This window comes from Melaminivora alkalimesophila, assembly GCF_000282995.1.
Classification (GTDB): Bacteria; Pseudomonadota; Gammaproteobacteria; order Burkholderiales; family Burkholderiaceae_C; genus Melaminivora; species Melaminivora alkalimesophila.
Genome location: NZ_ALEE01000545.1, coordinates 1 through 2222 on the forward strand (window position 1 = coordinate 1; position 2222 = coordinate 2222).

The following is a 2222-nucleotide window of genomic DNA, read 5'->3' on the forward strand; positions in this document are numbered from 1 at the left end:
CCGCCAGGGGCTCGCCGCCGCGCAGCCGCTCGACGGCGCCGGCCAGCCGGGCATCGCCCAGGATCGCGAAGAAGCTGCCGATCGCCAGGGCGACGCGGCGCAGGAAGGAAGGGGGTGTTGGATTCGGGTTCATGGCACGGGCGGGCGCCCTGCGTCGCACGGCGCCCGCAAGCAGGTGGTTCGTCCCGCAAAGGCGGGGAAAGGGCGAAGATGTTACCCAAAGGCCATGAGGCCGCCGCGCTGCAGGGCAATCGGGGAAAATGCCCACAGCATGACCATCCACACCGACGACTTCGCCGCACCGCCGCCGCAGCCCTCGCGGGGGCACGAGCGCGTGATCTCGGCCGCCCCGGCCTCCAGCCAGGAGGAAGCCCTGGAGCGTGCGCTGCGCCCCAAGCTGCTCGATGAATACGTCGGCCAGGCCAAGGCGCGCGAGCAGCTGGAGATCTTCATCCAGGCGGCCGCCAAGCGCGGCGAGGCGCTGGACCACGTGCTGCTGTTCGGCCCGCCCGGCCTGGGCAAGACGACGCTGTCGCACATTATCGCCACCGAACTGGGCGTGCAGCTGCGCCAGACCAGCGGCCCGGTGCTGGAAAAACCCAAGGACCTGGCGGCGCTCTTGACCAACCTGGAGAAGAACGACGTCCTGTTCATCGACGAGATCCACCGCCTGTCGCCCGTGGTCGAGGAAATCCTCTACCCGGCGCTGGAGGACTACCAGATCGACATCATGATCGGCGAGGGCCCAGCGGCGCGCTCCATCAAGCTGGACCTGCAGCCCTTCACCCTGGTGGGTGCGACCACGCGCGCCGGCATGCTCACCAACCCGCTGCGCGACCGCTTCGGCATCGTCGCGCGCCTGGAGTTCTACACGCCCGAGGAATTGGCGCGCATCGTGCTGCGCTCGGCGGGGCTGCTCCATGCGCCCATCGACGAGGAAGGCGCCTTCGAGCTCGCCCGCCGCTCGCGCGGCACGCCGCGCATCGCCAACCGCCTGCTGCGCCGCGTGCGCGACTACGCCGACGTGAAGGGCGATGGGCGCATCACGCTGGACATCGCCCAGCGCGCGCTGGCCATGCTGGACGTCGATCCGCAGGGCTTCGACGTGATGGACCGCAAGCTCCTGGAGGCCGTGGTGCACCGCTTCGACGGCGGCCCGGTGGGCCTGGACAACATCGCCGCCAGCATCGGCGAGGAATCGGGCACCATCGAGGACGTGATCGAGCCCTATCTGATCCAGCAGGGCTTCCTGCAGCGGACGCCGCGCGGGCGCGTCGCAACGCTGGCCGCCTACCGCCACCTGGGCGTGGCGCCGCCGCGCAGCACGGGCGGCCTGTTCGCGGAATGACCCGCGCCGGGGCTCAGCCCACCGGCGTGGTGCCGGCGTTCCAGTAGGCCTGCAGCACGCCCGGCAGCTTCTCGATGCGGCGCACCACGCCATCGAGCTCCGCCGCGTCCACCGAAGTCGCATACAGCACCACCTCGATCTCCGAGTCGCGCTCGCCGAAGCTGTGCTTCTGCACCGCGCGCACGGGGTATTGCGCCTCCTGCAGCAACTGCACCATGTGCTCGCGCACCTCGGCCTGCGCGCTGCGCCGGCACATGGCGTAGACGTGGTAGGTCGCCTCGGCCGCAGCGCTGCTCAGGGGGCTGCGGTTGATGTGGTTGACCACCGGGCGCAGCAGCGTGTTGCCCGCCAGCACGAACAGCGTGGCCAGCGCCGCCTCGACGATGAAGTTGGCGCCCGCGCACGCCCCCACGGCCGCCGAGCCCCACAGCGTGGCCGCCGTGTTCAGGCCGGTGACGTTGATGCCTTCCTTCATGATCGCGCCCGCGCCCAGGAAGCCCACGCCCGTGATCACGTTGGAGACCACGCGCGCCGAGCCCTCCACGCCGTTCATGCGCATGGACAGATCCACGAACACCGCCGCCCCCACGGCGACCAGCGCGTTGGTGCGCAGGCCGGCCGTGCGCTGGCGGATCTGGCGCTCCAGCCCGATCAGGCTGCCGAAGACGAAGGCGAAGCACAGGCTGACCAGCGTGTTGAGCGTGGCGGCGGGGTCGAAGTTTTGCAGAGCGTGCATGGAAGCAAGAAGGCGGGGCCACGGACCAGGAAGGCCCTTCGGGCCGGGAAGCGAAGCCTAACCGCTCGGCAGGGCTCAGGCCGGTGCGCCGGCGCCGATCCCCGGGGCCGTGCCTGCCTTGCCGCGGCGGGGGCCTGC

2 protein-coding genes and 1 pseudogene are annotated in these 2222 nt (G+C 70.9%); 1 reads left to right on the forward strand and 2 read right to left on the reverse strand.

From position 1 onward, the window contains the following. Positions 1–133, reverse strand: a pseudogene (locus A612_RS17945) (DUF2760 domain-containing protein); the annotation flags it as partial. Between the two features lie 138 nt (positions 134–271). On the opposite strand from A612_RS17945, the gene ruvB reads away from it, so the two are divergent. Continuing rightward, positions 272–1348, forward strand: a complete 1077-nt coding sequence (gene ruvB, locus A612_RS10720) for a Holliday junction branch migration DNA helicase RuvB (protein WP_019374485.1) — start codon at positions 272–274, stop codon at positions 1346–1348. 13 nt (positions 1349–1361) lie between these two features. Here ruvB and A612_RS10725 read toward each other — a convergent pair whose 3' ends face one another. Next, entirely contained in the window at positions 1362–2084 is a 723-nt protein-coding gene (locus A612_RS10725) for an MgtC/SapB family protein (RefSeq protein WP_019374486.1), read from the reverse strand. Between the last annotated feature and the right edge of the window lie 138 nt (positions 2085–2222).